This window comes from Vibrio sp. 10N.222.55.B11, assembly GCF_041473705.1.
Classification (GTDB): Bacteria; Pseudomonadota; Gammaproteobacteria; order Enterobacterales; family Vibrionaceae; genus Vibrio; species Vibrio crassostreae_C.
The window spans coordinates 1-597 of sequence record NZ_JBFRST010000100.1; the positions used below are offsets into that span (position 1 = coordinate 1).

General features: G+C 41.4%; 1 protein-coding gene. It reads right to left on the reverse strand.

The features are described 5' to 3' along the window. Window positions 1–597 (reverse strand): IS4 family transposase (locus AB4503_RS24690; RefSeq protein ID WP_372115866.1); only part of this gene is annotated, 597 nt, incomplete at both ends.

Genomic DNA, 597 nt, shown 5'->3' on the forward strand with positions numbered 1-597 from the left:
GGTAAGCCTACAAGTAACGCTGATACATGAGCTAACGTGCCGTTAAAACTCAGTTGATAAGGAAGGTAATTTCCCTTTAAATTGAAGCAGAGCTCGACCATCTGATATCGGATTAAATTGTAAGTAAGCAAGATGCCCCATAACTCCTGCTTGACCAGCTCTGGTAAACGACTTCGCAGCGTAAGACGGTTTCCAAGCATGTATTGTTTTTGCTCTCGGTAGCCCAGCTCTATTTCCCAACGATGCTCATAAAGGCCTGCAATATCTTTTGATGGGTAACGCAGGGAGTCCGTCATGGAGGTTAATACTTGGTAGTCTTTTCCTTTAATTTTACGAGTGACAAGTCGAGCGGTTATCGACTTTGGTAAATCAGGCCATAGCTTTCTAGCTCTTGGATTACTGTGTAATTGAACAAGTTTGTCATTTCGCCCTAAAGATTGAACAATGTCATATTGTGTATTTTTCTTGAGGGGGATAAGCCAATGACGCTCTGAGCCAGAGTCTTGCCATTTATGTAATAAACCTAAAGAATAGAACCCCTTATCGAACATTGTCACGCTATGGTTTGGTGTTGTTTCTATCAGTTTTTCAGCTAAT